22 protein-coding genes are annotated in these 18,931 nt (G+C 64.7%); 14 read left to right on the top strand and 8 right to left on the bottom strand.

Annotated elements, in window-relative coordinates; all coding sequences use genetic code 11:
* Window positions 1-47: 47 nt before the first annotated feature.
* From NOV72_RS06275 to gudD, 3 genes are all read left to right on the top strand, one after another.
* On the top strand, window positions 48-1,397 hold the full coding sequence (locus NOV72_RS06275; protein ID WP_106853755.1) for an MFS transporter: 1,350 nt from the start codon (window positions 48-50) through the stop codon (window positions 1,395-1,397).
* Between the two features lie 236 nt (window positions 1,398-1,633).
* Window positions 1,634-2,971, top strand: coding sequence for an MFS transporter (locus NOV72_RS06270; RefSeq protein ID WP_106854037.1), 1,338 nt, complete (start codon window positions 1,634-1,636; stop codon window positions 2,969-2,971).
* 36 nt (window positions 2,972-3,007) lie between these two features.
* Window positions 3,008-4,348 (top strand): glucarate dehydratase, encoded by a 1,341-nt coding sequence (gudD, locus tag NOV72_RS06265; protein WP_106853754.1) that lies wholly within the window; start codon window positions 3,008-3,010, stop codon window positions 4,346-4,348.
* A gap of 7 nt (window positions 4,349-4,355) precedes the next feature.
* On the opposite strand, the gene NOV72_RS06260 is transcribed toward gudD, so the two are convergent.
* Window positions 4,356-5,171 carry a DUF72 domain-containing protein gene (locus NOV72_RS06260; protein ID WP_106853753.1) on the bottom strand — a complete coding sequence of 272 codons (816 nt, stop codon included), beginning with the start codon at window positions 5,169-5,171 and terminating at the stop codon, window positions 4,356-4,358.
* A gap of 218 nt (window positions 5,172-5,389) precedes the next feature.
* The gene (locus tag NOV72_RS06255; protein ID WP_146149945.1) at window positions 5,390-5,695 is read right to left on the bottom strand and encodes a hypothetical protein; all 306 of its coding nucleotides are present in this window, start codon (window positions 5,693-5,695) and stop codon (window positions 5,390-5,392) included.
* Between the two features lie 466 nt (window positions 5,696-6,161).
* Here NOV72_RS06255 and arsC point away from each other — a divergent pair, with 466 nt between their 5' ends.
* The 3 genes from arsC (at window position 6,162) to NOV72_RS06240 (ending at window position 8,365) form a co-directional block, all read left to right on the top strand.
* Window positions 6,162-6,584, top strand: a complete 423-nt coding sequence (gene arsC, locus NOV72_RS06250; protein ID WP_106853751.1) for an arsenate reductase (glutaredoxin) — start codon at window positions 6,162-6,164, stop codon at window positions 6,582-6,584.
* A gap of 125 nt (window positions 6,585-6,709) precedes the next feature.
* Entirely contained in the window at window positions 6,710-6,991 is a 282-nt protein-coding gene (locus NOV72_RS06245) for a hypothetical protein (protein WP_106854036.1), read from the top strand.
* 207 nt (window positions 6,992-7,198) lie between these two features.
* Window positions 7,199-8,365 carry a GGDEF domain-containing protein gene (locus tag NOV72_RS06240; RefSeq protein WP_106853750.1) on the top strand — a complete coding sequence of 389 codons (1,167 nt, stop codon included), beginning with the start codon at window positions 7,199-7,201 and terminating at the stop codon, window positions 8,363-8,365.
* Here the strand turns inward: NOV72_RS06240 and NOV72_RS06235 are convergent.
* Entirely contained in the window at window positions 8,362-8,856 is a 495-nt protein-coding gene (locus NOV72_RS06235; protein WP_106853749.1) for an MgtC/SapB family protein, read from the bottom strand. The two genes, NOV72_RS06240 and NOV72_RS06235, sit on opposite strands and share 4 nt — an antisense overlap.
* Window positions 8,857-8,974: 118 nt before the next feature.
* Between NOV72_RS06235 and NOV72_RS06230 the strand changes: the two genes are divergently transcribed.
* Complete coding sequence (locus NOV72_RS06230) at window positions 8,975-9,373, top strand: RidA family protein (RefSeq protein WP_106854035.1); 399 nt, start codon at window positions 8,975-8,977, stop codon at window positions 9,371-9,373.
* A gap of 6 nt (window positions 9,374-9,379) precedes the next feature.
* On the opposite strand, the gene NOV72_RS06225 is transcribed toward NOV72_RS06230, so the two are convergent.
* Window positions 9,380-9,976 (bottom strand): alpha-ketoglutarate-dependent dioxygenase AlkB family protein, encoded by a 597-nt coding sequence (locus NOV72_RS06225; RefSeq protein WP_106854034.1) that lies wholly within the window; start codon window positions 9,974-9,976, stop codon window positions 9,380-9,382.
* A 180-nt stretch (window positions 9,977-10,156) separates the two neighbouring features.
* Here NOV72_RS06225 and NOV72_RS06220 point away from each other — a divergent pair, with 180 nt between their 5' ends.
* The gene (locus NOV72_RS06220; RefSeq protein WP_106853748.1) at window positions 10,157-10,558 is read left to right on the top strand and encodes a response regulator; all 402 of its coding nucleotides are present in this window, start codon (window positions 10,157-10,159) and stop codon (window positions 10,556-10,558) included.
* Between the two features lie 6 nt (window positions 10,559-10,564).
* Here NOV72_RS06220 and NOV72_RS06215 read toward each other — a convergent pair whose 3' ends face one another.
* The gene (locus tag NOV72_RS06215) at window positions 10,565-11,371 is read right to left on the bottom strand and encodes an endonuclease/exonuclease/phosphatase family protein (RefSeq protein ID WP_106853747.1); all 807 of its coding nucleotides are present in this window, start codon (window positions 11,369-11,371) and stop codon (window positions 10,565-10,567) included.
* A gap of 30 nt (window positions 11,372-11,401) precedes the next feature.
* On the bottom strand, window positions 11,402-11,923 hold the full coding sequence (locus NOV72_RS06210; RefSeq protein ID WP_106853746.1) for a hypothetical protein: 522 nt from the start codon (window positions 11,921-11,923) through the stop codon (window positions 11,402-11,404).
* Window positions 11,924-12,247: 324 nt separating this feature from the next.
* Between NOV72_RS06210 and NOV72_RS06205 the strand changes: the two genes are divergently transcribed.
* The 5 genes from NOV72_RS06205 to NOV72_RS06185 all read left to right on the top strand — a co-directional run bounded on the left by NOV72_RS06205 (window position 12,248) and on the right by NOV72_RS06185 (window position 16,780).
* Window positions 12,248-13,225, top strand: a complete 978-nt coding sequence (locus NOV72_RS06205) for an AAA family ATPase (protein WP_106853745.1) — start codon at window positions 12,248-12,250, stop codon at window positions 13,223-13,225.
* Window positions 13,226-13,410: 185 nt separating this feature from the next.
* Entirely contained in the window at window positions 13,411-14,511 is a 1,101-nt protein-coding gene (locus tag NOV72_RS06200) for an NAD(P)/FAD-dependent oxidoreductase (RefSeq protein ID WP_106853744.1), read from the top strand.
* A 132-nt stretch (window positions 14,512-14,643) separates the two neighbouring features.
* Complete coding sequence (locus NOV72_RS06195; protein WP_106854033.1) at window positions 14,644-14,961, top strand: high-potential iron-sulfur protein; 318 nt, start codon at window positions 14,644-14,646, stop codon at window positions 14,959-14,961.
* 206 nt (window positions 14,962-15,167) lie between these two features.
* Window positions 15,168-16,457, top strand: a complete 1,290-nt coding sequence (locus NOV72_RS06190; RefSeq protein ID WP_106853743.1) for an MFS transporter — start codon at window positions 15,168-15,170, stop codon at window positions 16,455-16,457.
* A gap of 11 nt (window positions 16,458-16,468) precedes the next feature.
* Window positions 16,469-16,780: a cupin domain-containing protein gene (locus NOV72_RS06185; RefSeq protein ID WP_106853742.1), complete on the top strand. Its 312-nt coding sequence runs from the start codon at window positions 16,469-16,471 to the stop codon at window positions 16,778-16,780.
* A 13-nt stretch (window positions 16,781-16,793) separates the two neighbouring features.
* Here the strand turns inward: NOV72_RS06185 and NOV72_RS06180 are convergent, their stop codons facing one another.
* Together NOV72_RS06180 and NOV72_RS06175 are read right to left on the bottom strand one after the other, a co-directional pair.
* On the bottom strand, window positions 16,794-17,063 hold the full coding sequence (locus NOV72_RS06180; protein ID WP_106853741.1) for a hypothetical protein: 270 nt from the start codon (window positions 17,061-17,063) through the stop codon (window positions 16,794-16,796).
* A gap of 62 nt (window positions 17,064-17,125) precedes the next feature.
* The gene (locus tag NOV72_RS06175) at window positions 17,126-17,881 is read right to left on the bottom strand and encodes a Mut7-C RNAse domain-containing protein (RefSeq protein WP_106853740.1); all 756 of its coding nucleotides are present in this window, start codon (window positions 17,879-17,881) and stop codon (window positions 17,126-17,128) included.
* 44 nt (window positions 17,882-17,925) lie between these two features.
* Here NOV72_RS06175 and NOV72_RS06170 point away from each other — a divergent pair, with 44 nt between their 5' ends.
* Window positions 17,926-18,870, top strand: coding sequence for an NAD(P)-dependent oxidoreductase (locus NOV72_RS06170; RefSeq protein WP_281261799.1), 945 nt, complete (start codon window positions 17,926-17,928; stop codon window positions 18,868-18,870).
* The last annotated feature ends 61 nt before the right edge of the window (window positions 18,871-18,931 follow it).

Raw genomic sequence — 18,931 nt, 5'->3', positions numbered from 1 at the left:
GCATCGCCCGAACCAAAACCATCCCGACGAGAACAGGGAGGAGACACATGAAAAACCTCGATATCGCCACGTCCGCAACGAGCGCCAGCCTGGCCCGGGTCGGCCATTTCCGCTATTACATCCTCGCCCTGATTTTCTTCGTCACCGTGCTGAACTACGCGGATCGCGCGACGCTTTCCATTGCGGGCACGTTCGTGTCGAAAGACCTGGGCTTGTCGGCGTCCGCGCTCGGCATCGTGTTTTCCGCGTTCGGCTGGGCTTACGCGATCGGCCAGATTCCCGGCGGCTGGCTGCTCGACCGCTACGGCGCGAAACGCGTGTACGGCGCGAGCATCGCGTTGTGGTCGATCTTTACGCTGAGTCAGGGCACGGTGTCGCTGTTCGGCACGGCGGCATCGGCGACGGCGGCGCTCTTCGTGATGCGCTTCATGCTCGGTCTCGTCGAGTCGCCTGCGTTTCCGGCGAATGCGCGCGTCGTCGCCACGTGGTTCCCGACCAACGAGCGCGGCACCGCGAGCGCGCTCTTCAACTCGGCGCAGTATCTGGCGGTCGTGCTCTTCACGCCGTTGATGGCGTGGCTCACGCATGCGCTCGGATGGCATCACGTGTTCTTCTTCATGGGCGGGCTCGGCATCGTCGTGGCGGTCGTGTGGTTCGCCGTGATGGACGATCCGAAGTCGCACAAGCGAATGAGCCGCGCGGAGTACGACTACGTCGCGGGCAACGGCGCGCTCGTGAGCCTCGACGCGAGCGTCGCGACGACCCGCCGCCGTTTCACGCGCCGCGAGCTGTCGACGCTCTTCACGAGCCGCATGCTCTGGGCAATCTACATCGGCCAGTACTGCATCACCGCGCTGACCTATTTCTTCATCACCTGGTTCCCGATCTATCTGATCAAGGAACGCGGCATGAACGTGATGACCGTCGGACTGGTCGCCGCGCTGCCCGCGATTTGCGGATTCTCCGGCGGCATTCTCGGCGGATTGCTGTCCGATTTCCTGATCCGGCGCGGCGTGTCGGTGTCGCTCGCACGCAAGACGCCGTTCATGATCGGCATGTTGCTCGCGACGGCGATCATGGCCGCGCCGCTCGCTTCGACCAACACGGCGATCGTCGTCATCATGTCGCTCGCGTTCTTCGGCAAGGGACTCGCCGCGATCGGCTGGGCCGTGCTGTCGGATGTCGCGCCGCGCGAGATGACGGGGCTGTCGGGCGGCGTGTTCAACGGCATCGGCAATACGGCGGGCATCGTCACGCCGATCGTGATCGGTTATGTGGTCGCGAGCACCGGTTCGTTCGATCGCGCGCTGTGGTTCGTCGGCGCGCACGGCATCGCGGCGATGGTCGCGTACGGGTTGCTTGCCGGGCCGTTCAGGCGGATCAAGCTGAAAGCCTGACTGCCGAGAGAGTGAAGGCAGGACCGACGAAGCCGGCGCGAGCCGGCTTCGTCGTTTCAGTCATCAGACCTCTTAACTCATTTCCGGACGCGACACGCGCTGCGACGGCAATTTCGAACCGAATGCCCGATCTAAAGGCCTCGAAGCAAAAGGGTAAACGCGCAATTGGCATCGAAAGATCGTCGTCATACAATGTCATCAGACAACGTACCACGCGATTCGATCAGGAGACGTTCTTGAATTCAGCCATCGCCACGCCCGCCGCCGACCTGCTCGAATCGGCCAGTTCCAAGGTCAAGCGCCACGTGCTGCCCTTGTTCCTCATCATGTTCATCGCGAACTACATCGATCGCGTGAACGTCGGCTTCGTGAATTCGCACATGCAGGCCGATCTCGGCATCGGCGCGGCGGCGTACGGTCTCGGCAGCGGCCTGTTCTTCGTCGGCTATGCGCTTTTCGAAGTGCCGTCGAACGTGCTGATGCAGAAGTACGGCGCGCGCGCGTGGCTCACGCGGATCATGGGAACGTGGGGCATCGTCGCGGCGGCGATGGCCTTCGTCTGGAACGACACGTCGTTCTACGTGCTGCGCTTTCTGCTGGGCATCGCGGAAGCGGGCTTCTTTCCGGGCGTCGTCTACTACTTCACGCAATGGCTGCCGCAGAAGGAGCGCGGCAAGGCGGTCGCGATTTTCCTCGCCGGCTCGGCGTTCGCATCGGTGCTGTCGGGGCCGATCACCGGCAGTCTGCTGTCGATCAGCGGTTTCGGCCTGCACGGCTGGCAGTGGATGTTCCTGATCGAAGGCGGCTTCTCCGTGCTGCTGTGCGGCGCGAGCTGGATGCTGCTGAAATCGCGCATCGGCGACGCGCACTGGCTCAGCGCCGGCGAACAACGCGCGCTGCAACAGGCGATCGCGACGGAGCAGGCGGAACGCGAAGCCGCGAGCGGCAGCGCGCACGTTTCGGCGATCAAACTGCTGAAGGATCCGCAGATCGTGCTGTTCTGCTTCCTGTACTTCGCGATCCAGCTCACGATCTACGCCGCGACCTTCTGGCTGCCGACGATCATCCGCAAAATGGGCGGTCTCACCGATTTCCAGGTCGGCCTGTTCAACGCCGTGCCGTGGATGATCGCGATGGTCGCGATGTACTGCTTCGCGCTGCTCTCCGCGCGCTGGCGCTTCCAGCAGGCGTGGCTTGCCGTGGCGCTCGTGATCGCGGCGTGCGGCCTGTTCGCTTCGACGACGGGCAACGCGGTGCTCTCGTTCGTCGCGATCTGCTTCTCGGCGATCGGCTTCAAGGCGGCGGCGTCGCTGTTCTGGCCGATTCCGCAGGGCTATCTCGATGCGCGCGTCGCGGCCGGCGTGATCGCGCTCATCAACTCGGTCGGCAATCTCGGCGGTTTCTTCGCTCCCGCGACTTTCGGCTATCTTCAACAACATACGGGTTCGGTGTCGGGCGGCTTGTACGCACTCGGCTTCGCGTCGCTGATCGCGGCGGCCGCAGCCTTCCTCACGCGCAAACGCGGCCCGGATCGCTCGCGGGACGGGCACGCGGTTCATCGCGGCGCGCACTGACACCGAATCATTCGCTCAACTCACAGGATCACGCTCATGTCCACGAAAGCCAGTTCCACTCCCAAAGTCACCGAATTGCGCGTCGTGCCGGTTGCCGGCCGCGACAGCATGCTCATGAATCTCTCCGGCGCGCACGGCCCGTTCTTCACGCGCAACATCGTGATCCTGAAGGACAGCGCGGGTAACACGGGCGTCGGCGAAGTGCCGGGCGGCGAGAACATCCGCAAGACGATCGACGATGCGCGCGCGTATGTCGTCGGGCAATCGATCGGCAACATGCAGGCGGTGCTGAACCAGGTGCGCACGGCGTTCGCCGATCGCGACGCGGGCGGGCGCGGACTGCAAACCTTCGACCTGCGCACGACGATCCACGCCGTCACCGCGCTCGAAGCCGCGCTGCTCGATCTGCTCGGCCAGCATCTGGGCGTGCCCGTCGCGGCGCTGCTCGGCGAAGGCCAGCAGCGCGACGAGGTCGAGATGCTCGGCTATCTGTTCTACATCGGCGATCGCAACAAGACGGACCTTCAGTACGCATCCGGCGCGGACGGCAAGGACGACTGGGAGCGCGTGCGCAGCGAAGTCGCGCTGACGCCGGAAGCGGTCGTGCGTCTCGCGGAAGCGGCGCAGGCGCGCTACGGTTTCAACGACTTCAAGCTGAAAGGCGGCGTGCTCGCCGGCGACGCGGAAATGGAAGCGGCCACCGCGCTCGCCGAGCGGTTCCCCGAGGCGCGCGTGACGCTCGATCCGAACGGCGCGTGGTCGCTCGCCGAAGCGATCCGCCTGTGCCGCGACAAGCACGGCGTGCTCGCCTACGCGGAAGATCCGTGCGGCGCGGAAAACGGTTATTCGGGCCGCGAAGTGATGGCGGAATTCCGCCGCGCGACCGGCCTGCCGACGGCGACCAACATGATCGCGACCGACTGGCGTCAGATGGGTCACGCAATCCAGTTGCAATCGGTCGACATTCCGCTCGCCGATCCGCACTTCTGGACGATGCAGGGCTCGGTGCGCGTCGCGCAGATGTGCAACGACTGGGGCCTCACGTGGGGCTCGCACTCGAACAATCACTTCGATGTGTCGCTCGCGATGTTCACGCACGTCGCCGCCGCCGCGCCGGGCAAGATCACGGCCATCGACACGCACTGGATCTGGCAGGACGGCCAGCGTCTGACGCGCGATCCGCTGCAGATCGTCGGCGGCAAGGTGAAGGTGCCGGAAGTGCCGGGTCTCGGCGTCGAACTGGATATGGACGAAGTGGAGAAGGCGCACGCGCTGTATCAGCAGCACGGCCTCGGCGCGCGCGATGACGGCGTCGCGATGCAGTATCTGATCCCGAACTGGAAGTTCGACAACAAGAAGCCTTGTCTCGTGCGCTGAACGGCGGCTATTTCTTCAACCGCTCGATGAGCGCGATCGCAGCAGCAGGATTGCGCTCCTTGAAGCCGCTGATGACGTAGAGAAACACATCGCGGGACGCCGCTTTCGGCGCCGCCTTGCCGAAGCTCTGCAAGTCGTCCGGCGAACCGCCCGCGGCCCACGTTTTCGCGCGCTCGGTCCACTGATCGAGCGCCGCTTTCGCATAGCCTTTCGCCTGCTTGTCCGTCGTGCCCATGATGCGTGCATAAACGAATGGCGCGGTCACATCCGCGATCTGCGGATACTTCGAATCTCCCGCGATCACCACCGCGACGCGATACTTCCGCGCGAGCGCGACGAACGCCGGATCGCAGAAACTCTCGTGCCGGACTTCGACCGCGTGACGAATCGCGCGTCCTTCGACTTTCGCCGGCAGCAGTTCCAGAAAGCGCTCGAAATCTTCGGGATCGAATTTCTTGGTCGGCGCGAATTGCCAGTTGATCGGACCGAGCTTGCCGTTCAGTTCGAGCACGCCGCTGCCGAAAAAACGCTCGATCGTATCGCCGGCTTCGGCGAGCACACGGCGATTCGTCGCGTAGCGCGGCGCCTTGACCGAGAACACGAAGTCGTCCGGTGTTTCGTCGCGCCACTTGATGAACGTCGCGGGCTTTTGCGAGCCATAGAACGTGCCGTTCACTTCGATGCTCGTGAGCGCGCGGCTCGCGTGTTCGAGTTCGCGCTTTTGCGCGAGGCCATCGGGATAAAACGTGCCGCGCCACGGCTCGAACGTCCATCCGCCGATGCCGATGCGAATGCGCGCGCTCTTGCTCTTCGAGGTCGCCATGAACGCGCTTATTTCCGTCCGGCGAGATAGCCGACGCGCTCCGGCGCGTACTGCTCCGAGTGCGCGATGTTCGTCGCGAACGGATAAAGCGCAAGAAATGCGTCGCGGTGCATGATGGCCGTTCCGTGGACAAAGAGATAGCGCGTCCGTTCGTTTCGAGCGGACGCGCGTGGGTCATGCACGCATGCTAACGCAGTTGAACCGGCTTCGTTGCCCGCTCAGTTGCCGAAGAAGATGTTGCACTGCGGCCCGCGCGTGCAGGGCTTCGATGCGGCGCTGTCCATCGTGCCCATCGTGGTCGAGCCTGCCGCGCCGCGTGTCATCGGGGCGCCGCCGTACGACATGTCGGTCGACTGTTCCTGTTGCATCGCGCTTTGCTGGGGCGCGCCGGGATCGGTCCAGGTATCGGCGGTGGCCTGTCCGGGCACCTGCGCGGTGCGATAGTAAGTCTGCTGGGCCGAGGCGAGGCCCGCCGTGGCCAGTAACGAGGCGGCGAGCGCCGCCATGGCGATACGTGATTTCATGTCGACTCCTTGATCGGAAGGCGCGCTCGCGTAGAAGCCGCGTAACGCTATTCGCTGATTCGGATCGTTGGTCCGCACGGAACGTGCCACGTGCGCTGCTCATGCCATGCGTGGCGCGCGGGCCGGACGGACATCGGTGCCGGTTCCCGGCGCGGCTGCGTGTGCCTTCGCCGGTTTCCCGAACTTTTTGGTGTGCGATTCACGCATGGCATCCCGCCAATGCGATGCAGACGGAGCGCCGGTGCGCTTGCCGGCGAAAGGGACCCGCGGGTCCGCAGAAGACGCATGCCGCGCTGCAACCTTCGTTATAGGCCGTGGATACCGGAATGAACAGCACAATTGATCTTGCATGCGAGACACGGGCGCGCGCGTGGCGCGAGGCTGTCGGTCGCGTCATCGTGGCTTCGGTTCTAAAATGCGAGGCGTGTCATCACGCTCACTCACGAACGCAGGGACATCGCGACATATGACCGTCACCATCTATCACAACCCGAAATGCGGAACCTCGCGCAACACGCTCGAACTCATTCGCAACGCGGGCATCGAGCCGGCCGTGATCGAGTATCTGACGCATCCGCCGAGCCGCGAAACGCTCGTCGCGCTGATCGCGCGCGCGGGGCTTTCCGTGCGCGAAGCGTTGCGCGAAAAGGGCACGCCGTACGCCGAACTCGGTCTCGACGATGCGAGCCTCACCGACGATCAGCTCATCGACGCGATGCTCGCTCATCCGATCCTCATCAACCGGCCCTTCGTCGAAACGCCTAAGGGCGCGCGGCTGTGCCGTCCGTCGGAGCGCGTGCTCGACATCCTGCCCGAGGCGCAGCAAGGACCGTTCACGAAGGAAGACGGCGAAGTCGTCATCGACGGTTCCGGCAAGCGCGTGCGCTAAACCACATTCGCTTTGGCTGACCGTTACCTGACGTTACCTTTCTGGCAGACCCGTTGCACCTGTATCCGGCATCGCTTTCTAGACTGCACTGACTCACAGAGCACTCGGTGCAAGGAGAAAGCGACATGAAAAAGAAACTTCTTGGAACGGTTGTCGGGCTGGCGGGGATCGTGGCACTGGCCATGTCGGCGTCGGCGAATGCGCATGTCGATGTCGCCGTGGGCGTCGGCGTGCCGGTGTATGCGCAGCCTGCCGTGCCGGTCGGCTATTACGGATACGGCGATGGTTACGGCTACCAACGCGATCAGTGGCGCGAGCGCGAATGGCGCCGTCACGAATGGCGCGAGCGCCGCTGGCATCATGAGATGCGCCGCGAGGAACGCTGGCACGAGCGTCGCGGATGGTAAGTCGCGGCAAATCGCACAATCGAACGCGGCGGGCCGAAAGGCTGCGCCGCGTTTTTGCTTCCGGCGTGCGACCGCGTGCCGCACGCCGGTTCGTTCAAGCTGCGCCGATCCATGCCGTAAACACGTGGGCGATGTCGGATACTCGTGCTTCCTGCGCCGCGACGCCGCCTTCCGCAAGCACGCGCGATATCCCGTCCACTTTCAGCGATGTTCAGTCCCGTCAGCATTCTCGTCGTCACCGCGCTATCGAGCATCCTCTCGATACTGGTGCTGATTTCGCTGCTCTCGCATGCGATCGCGGGCGTGCGCCGCTGGCTCCTCGCGAACGTGCTCGCGATCGTTTCGCTCGTGCTCTTCGCCGCGCAGAACGTCGCGCCCGCGTGGCTCGGCGTCGTCGCGGCGAACCAGTTGCTCGCCGCGACCATCCTGCTCATCTACGAAGGCTGCAACGATTTCTTTGATGTGCGCACGCGCCCCGCGCAGCGCTGGACCGGCTGGGTCATGTGGCTCGGCGTGATGGCGGGCATCGTCTACTTCACGTATGTCGTGCCTGCCGTGCATGTGCGCGTGGTGATCGTGTCGGCGTTTCATGCCGCCTGTTGTCTTGCGATCGCCGGCCGCGTGCTGCTGGAGCGCCCGAAAGAGCGGCCGCGCTACAACTATCTGTTCGTCGTCGGCGCGGCCGCGCTCGGCGCGCTCGGGCATACGGTGCGCGGCGCGATCTACGCCGTGAAGCCGCCCGCGCAGGCCGCGCTGCTGCAACCCGGCGCGATGCAGATCACGTTTCTCGCGCTCGGCATTCTCGTGCTGCCGTCGCTGTGCATCGGTCTCGTGATGATGGCGCACGACCGGCTCGCGCAGCGGCTCGAACGGCTCGCGCGCTTCGACGATCTCACCGGCGCGCTGTCGAGAAAAGCGTTTCTGGCGACGGCCGCCGAACGTCTCGCGCGCGCCGGACAGAAACGCGAGTACGTCGCGGTTGTGGATGTCGATCACTTCAAGAGCGTCAACGACCGCTACGGTCACGCGGCCGGCGACGAAGTGCTGCGTCATTTCGCGTCCATCGTGCGCGCGCGCATCCGCGATGACGACGCGTTCGGGCGCATCGGCGGCGAGGAGTTTTGCCTTTTCTGCACGGCGGAGCGTATCGAAGATGTGACCGCGCTCGTCGAGCGTCTGCGCAAGACGGTCGAAACGACGCCGTGCGCAGTGCCCGGCGGCGTGCTGCATTACACCTTCAGTGCGGGCATCGCGGCGTGGGACCGGCGCGAGCCGCTCGCGTCGCTGATGGCGCGCGCCGACGGCCTGCTCTATGCGGCGAAGGTCGCGGGCCGAAATCGCGTGAAGGCGCCCGTCGCGGACGCGCTCGCCTAGACTTCTTCGACGTCGGCGTACTTCTGGCGCTCGTCTTCCGGCTTGTCCATCCAGCGGCGCAGAAGCCGTTTTTCGACGACACGTCCGATCGTCAGCAGCCCGATCATCAGAATCATCGCGATGAACGCGACGCTCCACAGGCCCAGCCCGCAGACGATGCCGACGGCCGCCGTCACCCAGATCGACGCCGCCGTGGTCAGCCCGCGCACGCGATTCTCGCGCGGATTCTGCAGGATCACGCCCGCGCCCAGAAAGCCGACGCCCGTCACGATGCCCTGCACGGCGCGCGAAACGCCCGTGTCGTCGGAGAGGGACATCGAGAAACCTTGCGCGCACATTGTCGCGATGCACGCGCCGAGCGACACGAGCGCGAGCGTCTTCATGCCGGTCGGCTTGCCGTGCAGATCACGATCGATGCCGATGACGCAGCCGATCAGCATCGCGGTCAGCATGCGCAGCACGGCGTCGGCGAGAAGCGGGTAGGGAAGCATCGGGTGTGAGAAGGTGAACGTAAGGCGCACCATCTTCGCACGGGCCGAAACACGCGTGCAATTCTGGCGCGCTAACGTGCAGGTTCCGGACGATACGAAAGCAAAACGAGGAGAGGAAGTGAGCCAGTTGCCGAAATTCACGATGGTCCCCGCCGCGCCGACGCCCGTCGGCCCTTTTTCGCACGCGGCGGAAGCGGACGGCTGGGTGTTCCTCACCGGCCAGATGCCGACCGATCCGGACGACGACGCCGCGCCGCTGCCCGAAGGCGTCGCGGCGCAGACGCGGCGCGTCATGGACAACCTGAAGCTCGTGCTGAACGGCGTCGGACTGACGCTCGACAACGTGGTCAGCGTGCGGATCTTCCTCACCGAATTCAAGCGCGATTACGACGCGATGAACGCGGTGTATCGCTCGTACTTTCTGCCGAAGCCGCTGCCGGCGCGCACGTGCGTCGGCGTGACGGGGCTTGCGCGCGATGCGCTCGTCGAGATCGATTTCGTCGCCAAACGTCCGTAGCAGGGTTCACTTGCGCTTCGACGCGTCGACCCAACGAAACGTGAGATTGATGCGTTCGCCGCGCGCGGAAGGCTCCTTCGGCACGCGATGCACCCATTCCTGCTGCGTGCGTCCGCGCATCACGAGCAGGCTGCCGTGCGTGAGCGCGAGCGAGTGCGTGGCGTGCGTGCGCGCGTGACGGAATTCGAAGCTGCGCGTCGCGCCCAGACTCACCGATGCGATCACCGGCTCCGGGCCGAGTTCGCGTTCCTTGTCGGCGTGCCAGCCCATGCTGTCGAGCCCGCCGCGATACCGGTTCAGCAGCACGCTGTTGAAGCGCGCGCCGCACGCGGCTTCGGCGCGCTCGCGCAGACTGGCGACCGCGGGCGTCCACGGCTGCGGCACGTTGCGGATGCCCGAATAGACATAGACCGCGTCCGCCTCGCCTTGCCACGCGGTCAGGCGCGGCAGCGGCACGCGGCCGCCGGGCGTCGTCATCGTGTCCTGTTGCCAGCCGACTTCCGCGATCAGCGCGCCCATCAGATCGGACGCTTCGTCGGCATCGATCCAGTCGGGATGCCACACGATATCGGGCTTGGGGATGTCGTCGAAAAGATCGAACATGGCGGCGGTGCAAAACGGCGGCGGATGAAACATTCACGATAGCAGAGCCGTCGCGCGCCGTGATTGCGGGTTCATTTTCTTGGCTGCGAACGCGCTGTGCTACATTTCCCGAATCATCTCAATAAAGTCGTGCGAGGGTCGGAACATCCGTTTCGCGCGACGACGACCACGGGGTTTTGCATGGACATCACCGCCGAAGCAAGCGGCGGCGCGGCGCGAGGCCGCCGCATACTGCTCGTCGACGACAGCGTCGATGCGGCGCTTGCCATGTCGATGCTGCTCGAAGCGCTCGGCCATGAAGTGCGCACCGAGCATGACGGCCCGCGCGCGCTCGCATCGATCGACGATTTCAAACCCGATGTGGTCGTGCTCGATATCGGCTTGCCGGGCATGAACGGCTTCGACGTCGCGCGCGAAATGAGAAAGCGCGACGTGACGCGAAGCGCGTTGCTGCTTGCATTGACCGGCTGGGGCAGCGACGCCGATCGGCAGACCGCCATCGACGCGGGCTTCGATCATCATCTGACGAAGCCCGTCATCATCACCGATCTGGAAGCGCTGCTCGCCGGACCGCGAGCGTAAGCGCCGTCATTCCACACGCAGCCGCGCCATGTACGGCAGGTGGTCCGAAAGCCACGCCGTGTCCTGCGTCGGCACGAGCCATTCGACGGGCTTCAGCCCGCGCACGAACATCTTGTCGAGCGCGAGCGCGGGCGAAAACGCCGGGAACGTGCGGCCCGATTCGCCGAGCATCGTCGCGACTTCGTGCATGCCGAGTTCACCGAAAAGGGGCACGGAGTCGTTGCGCCAGTCGTTGAAATCGCCGGCGAGCATGAGCGGACCTTCCGGCGCTTCCTTCGCGATCCAGTGCGCGATCCAGTTCATCTGACGCAGCCGCGCCTGACGCGTCAGCGCGAGATGCGCGCACAGCAGCGTGATGGACTGGCCGGCGAACGTCGCGCGCGCGACCAGCAAGCCGCGTTTTTCGAAACGATGCGCGGAGATGTCCCAGCGCCCGGAAAGATCGAGCGGATGCGGCGACAGAATGGCATTGCCATGCCGCCACGACGGTTTGAACACATTCGGCCCGAGCGCGATCTGCAATTCGAGCGTGGTGGCGATTTCGGTCGCCTGGCAATGCCAGACATCGTCGAGCGGCGCATTGAGCGGCTTGCCGAAGCCGCTTGCGAGCATCGGCTGCGGCATGCGCCGCGCCATCGCTTCCTGAAGGAAATAGACGTCGGCGTTGGTGGTTTGAACCCACCGCTGCATCGCGGTCCACGCGCGCAAGCCGAGGGGCGAACGTCCCTTGTGCAGATTCCAGCTCACCGCCGTGAAATCCGGCGTGGCCGAATGAGCGGACGGGCCTGGCGGAAGATGTTCTGGGTTTCGCATGCGTTGTCGGAGTCTATGTCACCGCGATTGTCATTGCGCCGCCGTCGATGAACCCAGGCTCGCGCGCACCCGATAGGCGAGCGACGGGTTGCTGTCGATGATCTGCCATTGCCCCCATTCGCCCGGCTTGAGCAAGAGGCCCGGATGCGACCCGCTCACCTGACGCGGCACCGGCGGCAGCTTGCAGCCGGACGACGTCACGCGGGAGCTGTCTTCCTGCAAGGTTTCCTGCGCGTCGATGGCGAGCGTGATGTCGTCGGCGCTCGCGTGCGTCGGCGAGACGGTGATCGTGCGTTGCAGATCGATATCGCCGGCGGGCTGATCCGCGCAGCCGACGCGATTTTGCACCTTGTTGTGATGCGTATCCGTGCGCGCCTGCCCGACGTTCGTCGTGCCGGAAAACGAGTCGATCTGTTGCCCGTCGCGCACGACCTGCAATTCCCAACTCACCGGCTGCGTGGCCGTGGATTGTGCGTGGGCGCCGAATGCGGCGAGACATGCGCCCGTCACGAGCGCGGTATTCAGAAAGGCGGTGCGTATCGATTTATGCATTGAAAGCGACTCCTGCGCGCGGACTGTTCGGATGGCGGCGCGCTTGAACGAGCGGCCGCCGGATCGGCGATCCTGGCGACTTCCTTGTGACATGGCGACGCGGGTCGGGTTCAGCCGCCCGCTGAAATACACGATTGTGCAAACAGCAGATTTCGAACCCGCCCCGCATTCGATCCCGACGATGATACTAGCGCGCGCCGATCACGGCTTTATCGGTGGAAACGGGCGTCCCAATTAGCAGCACACGTGTGCGACTGCTCGCTTGCACGCGGTTTTGGCGTCGATACACTGAACTCGTCGACCATAAAAATGACGGGGTGTGACATGACGACGGCCGTGGTCAAACAGGAACTGGCGGTGGCATCGTTCAGCAAGGTCTACAGTCTCGACGACGTGGAAACCGCGCTCAACGACCTGTCCGAAGGCGCGAGCGACGCCTTGCGCGCCACCTACGAAAAAATGCTCAAGGTGGGCAATCTGCGCTTTTGCGTGAAGCCGAACCGCATGCCGTCCGTCGACGATCTCGCCGCCGATCTGCCGAATTTCGAAGAGCCGCTCGCCGATATCCGCAAGCAGATCGCGCTGTGCCTCGAAACCGACGACCGCCTCGAACTCATGCCGATGCTGCTGCTCGGCGAGCCGGGCATCGGCAAGACGCATTTCGCGAAGCAACTCGCGCGGCTGCTCGGCACGTCGTGTCATTACGTGGCAATGAGCTCGCTCACGGCGGGCTGGATCCTGTCGGGCGCGTCGTCGCAATGGCGCAACGCGAAGCCCGGCAAGGTCTTCGACGCGCTCGTCAACGGCAGTTACGCGAACCCGGTGATCACCGTCGATGAAATCGACAAAGCCACCGGCGACGCGCAATACGATCCGCTCGGCTCGCTCTACGCGCTGCTCGAACACGACACGGCGCAGACTTTCATCGACGAATTCGCGGAAGTGCCGATCAACGCGGGCAATGTCGTGTGGATCGCCACGGCCAACGACGCGCGCGCGATTCCCGAGCCGCTCCTGAACCGCCTGAACGTCTACGAGATCGCAGCGCCGGATCGCGATGGCGCGCGACGCATCGCGCAGTCGATTTACGCCGAAATCCGCAATGCCCACACGTGGGGCGCGCGCTTCCCGGAAACGCTCGGCGACGCGCCGCTCGACGCGCTCACGCAGGCGTCGCCGCGCGGCATGCGGCGCGCGATGCTCAACGCGTTCGGCAACGCGCGCATCGACCAAAGGCATCACGTCGAGGCGCGCGACATCCAGCTCGACCGTCAATCGCGCAAGAAAGCCATCGGTTTCTGAAAAGTCCTCAATGGCGAAATTGCCAAAAACGCCGCCAAAACCTGTCATTTTTGACATCTGGCGGCCAGATTCTTGCCTTTTTCCGAATTGCACCGGAAAACGATGCAATCGACGTGTGTTTGTTGTGTATCCCGCAATAGTCCCGAACGTAAAATAGTTGAGACAAATCTGCGGCGGAAAAAGACATGGATCGGATCGAGTGCGTAGTGATCGGAGCGGGCGCCGTCGGACTGGCGATCGCTCGCGCCCTGGCGATGCGCGGACGCGAAGTCATCGTGCTGGAATCGGGCGAGGGCATCGGCATCGGCACGAGTTCGCGCAACAGCGAGGTGATTCACGCCGGCATCTACTATCCGCGCGGATCACTGAAAGCCGAACTGTGCGTGCGCGGGCGCGACATGCTCTACGAGTTCTGTCGCGAGCACGGCGTGCCGCATCGGCAATGCGGCAAGTTGCTCGTCGCCACCGCGCGCAATCAGGTGCCGCAACTGGCGGCGCTGCAACAGAAGGGCGTCGAGAACCGCGTCAAGGGGCTGGAGCGCATCAGCGGCGCGCAGGCGGCGGAGATGGAGCCGCAACTGCAATGCGTCGAGGCGGTGTGGTCGCCGCTGACGGGCATCGTCGACAGTCATCAGTTCATGCTCGCGCTACAGGGTCACGCGGAGAATCACGGCGCGAACATCGTGTTTCATACGCCGGTCGTGTCGATCGATGCGCGCGAGGGCTGCTTCATCGTCGAGACGGGCGGCGAGTCGCCGGCGCGTTTCCGGGCGTCGTATCTGATCAATAGCGCCGGACTGCACGCGAACGCGATCGCGCGCGGCATTCGCGGCCTCGACGACCGTCACGTGCCGCCGCTCTATTTCGCCAAGGGCAATTACTTCAGCGTGAGCGGACGCGCGCCGTTCGAGCGGCTGATTTATCCGATGCCCAACGAAGCGGGCCTCGGCGTGCATCTGACGATCGATCTCGGCGGGCAGGCGAAGTTCGGCCCGGACGTCGAATGGGTGCCGGCGCTCAACTATGACGTCGACCCGCGCCGCGCCGATTCCTTCTACGCCGCGATTCGCGCGTACTGGCCCAGTCTGCCCGACGACGCATTGCAGCCCGCCTACGCGGGCATCCGGCCGAAGCTGTCGGGTCCGGGTCAGGCCGCCGCCGATTTCGTGATTCAGGGCAAGTCGGCGCATGGCGTGCCGGGGCTCGTGAATCTGTTCGGCATCGAGTCGCCGGGACTGACGGCATCGCTTGCGATCGCCGAGCGCGTGGCCGACATGGCGCGCTAGCTGACATGCGACTTTCCGCCGTCCCTTATCTCTAAGATTTGACGTCGTCGAGCCGCTTCCAGGTTGTTATGCTCGGATTTCGCCGTCGCCAAGAACGGCGCCATCCCCCAATACAACATGGAGCGAGTCACCATGAAGACATCACGTCGCGCGTTTCTCATTACCAGCGCGGGCGTCGCCTCGACGTTCGCGCTCGGCTCCCGGGCAGCCTTCGCCGCCGATGCGCCGAAAGTCGCCGAAAACGATCCCACCGCGCAAGCGCTCGGCTACAAGGAAGACGCGAGCAAGGTCGACAAGGCCAAGAACGCGAAGTACGCCGCCGGGCAGGACTGCGGCAACTGCCAGTTCTATCAGGGCAAACCGACGGACGCCTACGCGCCGTGCCCGATGTTCAGCAACAAGCAGGTCGCATCGAAAGGCTGGTGCAGCGCGTATGTGAAGAAGGCATAAGCGCGAAGCACATCACACGAAAAGCGCGCCCGGCCGTGAGGCCCGGCGCGCTTTTCTTCGTGCGCGATTAGCTTGATCGGGAGAAAAACCGTCTTTACACTCGCCAAGGCAAAAAGAGCCGCGCGTACGCATTTTTAGAACAAAGCGCGGACAAACAGACCAGTGGCCGCCGCCTCAGCACGACACCCATTGACCCAGGGGATCGCATGCCAGGAATACCATTGAACGCGCGCGCCGTGACGGCTGCGGTCATCGGCAACGCGCTGGAGTGGTACGACTTCACCGTGTTCGGCTTCATGACGGTCGTCATCGCCCGTTTGTTCTTTCCGAGCGAAAGCGATTACTCGTCGATTCTCCTGACCACCGCCACCTTCGGCGTCGCGTTCGTGATGCGGCCGGTCGGCGGCGTCGTCCTCGGTCTCTATGCCGATCGCGCGGGGCGCAAAGCGGCGCTGACGCTCGTCATCGGACTCATGACGCTCGGCATCTTGCTACTCGCGATAGCGCCGCCGTATTCGGCCATCGGCATCGGCGCGCCGCTCGTCATCGTGTTCGCGCGCCTGTTGCAGGGATTTTCCGCGGGCGGCGAGTTCGGCAGCTCGACGGCGCTGCTGATCGAAGCGGCGCCGTTCTCGAAGCGCGGCTTCTACGGCAGTTTCCAGATGGCGAGCCAGGCTCTTTCGCTGCTGCTCGGCGCGCTCGTCGGCGCGGCGATTTCGCGCGGGCTTTCGCCCGAGGCGCTCGATTCGTGGGGATGGCGCGTGCCGTTCATCTTCGGACTCGTGATCGGGCCGATCGGTTTGTACATCCGCCGCAACATGGCCGATACCGAAGCGTTCCTGCACGCGAAGCGGACCGCGCGCCGCGCCACGCTCGGCGAAGTGTTCGGCACGCATGGCCGCGAAGTGCTGTGCGGGCTCGGCTCGGTGATCGCGCTGACGGTGAGCGTGTATGTGTTGATCGCCTATCTGCCGACGTTTGCCGTCAAGCAACTGAAGCTGCCGTTCGGGCAGTCGTTCACGGCGCTGATCGTCGGCAATCTGCTGTTGACGGTGCTTTCGCCGGTCGCGGGCGCGTGGTCGGATCGCATCGGGCGCAAGGGGCTTGCGCTGTGGTCGCTCGCGATCACGTTCGTCGTGATCTATCCGCTCTTCGCGTGGCTCGCGGCGCAGCCGAGCGTGATGCGGCTCGTGATCGTGCAGGCGGTGCTGTCGATCGCGCTCTCGGGCTACTATGGGCCTTTCGGCGCGCTCATCGCCGAGTTGTTTCCCGCGCACGTGCGCTCGACGGGGCTTTCCATCGCATACAACATCGCGGTCATGATCTTCGGCGGCTTCGGGCAGTTGATCGTGACGTGGCTCATTGGCGTCACGGATTCGCAACTCGCGCCCACTTTCTATGTGATGGGCGGGCTCGCGCTTTCGTTGATCGCGGTGGCGTGCATTCCGGCGACGCGTCACGCGGACGTCGATGAAGCGCGCGATTTCACACGCTAGGCGGCATTCGAATGAAAGTAATCGAAAGTGGCAAATTCACGGCTGAACGCGCCTGGGGCGCGCTCGATATCTGCGTGATGAACGGCACGTCGTGCCGTTTGCACTGGACGGACAAGCCGTACAAATGGCACGTCAACGACGGCGAGGAAGTGTTCGCGGTGATGCAGGGCGAAGTGCGGATGCATGTGCGCGGCGCCGAAGGCGAGCGCGTGTTGACGCTGCGCGTGGGCGACATTTTTCACGCTCAAGCCGGCGATGAGCATTTCGCCGAACCCGTCGGCGAGGCGCGCATTCTGGTGATCGAAAAGGAAGGAAGCGTGTGAGGAACGTGGAGCCTTACCGCTCCAGACCCGCCTTCACCAGCAATTCCGCCAGCACTTCCGTCATCCCGCCTTCATGCGCTTCTGCGCGGTCCTTCAGTTGCTTGACGAGCTTTTCGTCGAGCTTGCACGCGAACGGCACGAGGCCCTTCGCCTGATCGAGCTTGCGCTGCTCGCGGCGATCGGTCTTTGGCGCATCCGCAGCGCCCGCGCGCGCGCGGCCGCCTTGCTTCAGGTCGTTGGCCAGCTTGAAAGCCTTGGTTTGTTCCAGTTGAAATTTGTTCACGTGATGCTCCGGGGCGACGATTTAACGAGAGGGCTCGTATTGTACGTGGACGAAAGGCCGCGCTAACGGCCCGCTTCCGCCAGCGCGTCGATCCGCGCGCGCATGCGCCGCCAGTGCGAGCCTTCCCAGAACACGCGGCGGCACACGTCGCAGGTGACGAAACGCGTGTGCCGTTCGCGCACGCCGTCGGGCACGCGGCCATCGATTTCACCGGGCACGGCCGGACGCAACGGCGCGTTGCACATCAGGCAGAGACGAAACGCCCGCACGTGCTCCGCGAGGTCGAGCCGCTCGGAGACTTCGCGGAACTGTTCGTCGGGTTGCAGCGCGCGCACATAGCAGCCGCGCAACACGGTGCGGCGTTTGAGCAACTCGCGATCGCGCGTGAGCACGATGCGCGATTCGTCGTGCGCGAGCTGCTCAATTTCATCGTCGGGGAAGTTGTTGTCGTAGTTGGTGTCGAAGCCCGCGAGCCGCAGCAGTTGCGCGAGCCCGCCCAAGTGCGCGTCGGCGATGAAGCGCAGATCCGAAGCGCGCAGCGGCGGCCGGAGCGGCGGCGCGCCGTTCGTCATTCCTTCGGGCGCGCGATGCGCGGGATAGACCTCGATGAAGTCGTCCGCCTCGATCTGCGCGTCGAAGCCGACCGGGTGGCCGTTCCTGACGATCAGATCGACTTCCGTGTGCGGAACGCCGAGCGCTTCGATCATGTGCTTCGTCGACGAAGACTTCGCGCACGCCCACACGAACGCATGCCCACGCAAGGATCGAGCGAGGAAATCGTTCAGTTCGCGATGGAAGTGAAAGCGCGCCTTGACCATTCGGCCAGTATCGCATTGCGCGCCTCTGCGCGCTTTGCGTCGATATGCTCTACTGGCGCTCGGGCCGCGCGGCTTCCCGCGCGCGGCGGGCGAACAATCCAAAGGAGCGCGCGAGCATGGACATCGGATTCATCGGACTGGGCGAAATGGGCGGCGCGATGGCGAGCAACGCGCTCAAGTCGGGACACACGGTGCGGGTCTGGAACCGCTCGCGCGACAAGACGCGGGCGCTCGCGGATCAGGGCGCATCGGTGGTCGATACACCCGAGCAGGCGTTCGCCGGCGATGCCGCGTTCTCCATGCTCGCCGACGACAACGCACTGCGCTCGGTGCTCGTCGACGGCGGTTTGCTCAAGCGCGCGCCGAAGGGCCTCGTGCACGTCAACATGGCGACGATTTCGGCGGCGCTGGCCGTCGAACTGGCCGAACTGCACGCGCAGCACGGAGTCGCGTACGTCGCCGCGCCGGTGCTCGGGCGGCCGGATGTCGCGGCGGCGGGCAAGCTCAACATTCTCGCCGCGGGCGCGAGCGAGGCGATCGACCGCGTGCAGCCCGTGCTCGATGCTATCGGTCAGAAAACCTGGCGTGTCGGCAGCGAACCGCAGCACGCGAACGTGCTCAAGCTCGCGGCGAATTTCATGCTGGCCTCGGCGATCGAAAGCTTCGGCGAAGCGGCGGCGCTCGTGAGCGGCCACGGCATCGAATCGCAGACGCTGCTCGACGTCATCACGAATTCGCTGTTTCCCGGCCCGGTTTATCAGGGCTACGGAAAGATGATCGCGGAGCGCCGCTACGAGCCCGCGCTCTTCAAGGCGAAGCTCGGTCTGAAAGACGTGCGTCTCGCGATCGCCGCGGGCGATGCCGTGAACGTGCCGCTGCCCGTGGCGAGCGTCGTGCGCGACAACCTCGTCGATGCACTCGCGCACGGCGACGGCGACAAGGACTTCGCCGTGCTCGGTCAGGTGGCGGCGCGGCGCGCCGGGCGCTGATTCCACGCGCGCGGTGTGGCGAAGGCGGCGTTCTGCCTGAACCGGCGCGGGCAGACGGCAT

It is taken from the genome of Caballeronia novacaledonica (assembly GCF_900258035.1).
In the GTDB taxonomy this organism is placed as follows: domain Bacteria; phylum Pseudomonadota; class Gammaproteobacteria; order Burkholderiales; family Burkholderiaceae; genus Caballeronia; species Caballeronia novacaledonica.
The sequence above is the reverse complement of the archived record's forward strand: the minus strand, read 5'-3'. Positions and strand labels throughout refer to the sequence as shown.

Bases quoted from the DNA above. Each gene is read 5' to 3' on its own strand.
- NOV72_RS06275 (WP_106853755.1), top strand. From the start codon at position 48: ATGAAAAACCTCGATATCGCCACGTCCGCAACGAGCGCCAGCCTGGCC.
- gudD (WP_106853754.1), top strand. From the start codon at position 3,008: ATGTCCACGAAAGCCAGTTCCACTCCCAAAGTCACCGAATTGCGCGTC.
- NOV72_RS06260 (WP_106853753.1), bottom strand. From the start codon at position 5,171: ATGGCGACCTCGAAGAGCAAGAGCGCGCGCATTCGCATCGGCATCGGC.
- NOV72_RS06255 (WP_146149945.1), bottom strand. From the start codon at position 5,695: ATGAAATCACGTATCGCCATGGCGGCGCTCGCCGCCTCGTTACTGGCC.
- arsC (WP_106853751.1), top strand. From the start codon at position 6,162: ATGACCGTCACCATCTATCACAACCCGAAATGCGGAACCTCGCGCAAC.
- NOV72_RS06245 (WP_106854036.1), top strand. From the start codon at position 6,710: ATGAAAAAGAAACTTCTTGGAACGGTTGTCGGGCTGGCGGGGATCGTG.
- NOV72_RS06240 (WP_106853750.1), top strand. From the start codon at position 7,199: ATGTTCAGTCCCGTCAGCATTCTCGTCGTCACCGCGCTATCGAGCATC.
- NOV72_RS06235 (WP_106853749.1), bottom strand. From the start codon at position 8,856: ATGCTTCCCTACCCGCTTCTCGCCGACGCCGTGCTGCGCATGCTGACC.
- NOV72_RS06225 (WP_106854034.1), bottom strand. From the start codon at position 9,976: ATGTTCGATCTTTTCGACGACATCCCCAAGCCCGATATCGTGTGGCAT.
- NOV72_RS06220 (WP_106853748.1), top strand. From the start codon at position 10,157: ATGGACATCACCGCCGAAGCAAGCGGCGGCGCGGCGCGAGGCCGCCGC.
- NOV72_RS06215 (WP_106853747.1), bottom strand. From the start codon at position 11,371: ATGCGAAACCCAGAACATCTTCCGCCAGGCCCGTCCGCTCATTCGGCC.
- NOV72_RS06210 (WP_106853746.1), bottom strand. From the start codon at position 11,923: ATGCATAAATCGATACGCACCGCCTTTCTGAATACCGCGCTCGTGACG.
- NOV72_RS06205 (WP_106853745.1), top strand. From the start codon at position 12,248: ATGACGACGGCCGTGGTCAAACAGGAACTGGCGGTGGCATCGTTCAGC.
- NOV72_RS06200 (WP_106853744.1), top strand. From the start codon at position 13,411: ATGGATCGGATCGAGTGCGTAGTGATCGGAGCGGGCGCCGTCGGACTG.
- NOV72_RS06195 (WP_106854033.1), top strand. From the start codon at position 14,644: ATGAAGACATCACGTCGCGCGTTTCTCATTACCAGCGCGGGCGTCGCC.
- NOV72_RS06190 (WP_106853743.1), top strand. From the start codon at position 15,168: ATGCCAGGAATACCATTGAACGCGCGCGCCGTGACGGCTGCGGTCATC.
- NOV72_RS06185 (WP_106853742.1), top strand. From the start codon at position 16,469: ATGAAAGTAATCGAAAGTGGCAAATTCACGGCTGAACGCGCCTGGGGC.
- NOV72_RS06175 (WP_106853740.1), bottom strand. From the start codon at position 17,881: ATGGTCAAGGCGCGCTTTCACTTCCATCGCGAACTGAACGATTTCCTC.
- NOV72_RS06170 (WP_281261799.1), top strand. From the start codon at position 17,926: ATGCTCTACTGGCGCTCGGGCCGCGCGGCTTCCCGCGCGCGGCGGGCG.